The organism is Milkweed yellows phytoplasma str. MW1 (genome assembly GCF_000309485.1).
Lineage (GTDB): Bacteria > Bacillota_I > Bacilli_A > Acholeplasmatales > Acholeplasmataceae > Phytoplasma.
In genome coordinates this window covers 1-247 of record NZ_AKIL01000032.1, presented here as the reverse complement: position 1 = coordinate 247, position 247 = coordinate 1, and the positions used below count along the sequence as shown (strand labels likewise).

Sequence of the window (247 nt, the reverse complement as noted above, 5' to 3'; positions counted from 1 at the left end):
CACCTAATAAATTACGAGGTGGATTCTTAATTTTCCACATAATTGCAAATTCTGCTACGTTTCCGTTATAACAAGGACCACTTATTTTAAAATCAAAATATTGTGAAAATGGTTGAAAATCTTTAATACGATTAATATCTGAAAAAGTTGTATTAACGATTCTCATATCGCCAATAAACTCTTCATTAGGAGCGGCCATTATTTGAGTATTATTAATAATTAAAAATCCTAATAAAATAAATACAAA

1 pseudogene is annotated in these 247 nt (G+C 26.7%); it reads right to left on the bottom strand.

The window, feature by feature from the left end:
- Positions 1-247: pseudogene (locus RI76_RS00495) on the bottom strand (effector protein); the annotation flags it as partial.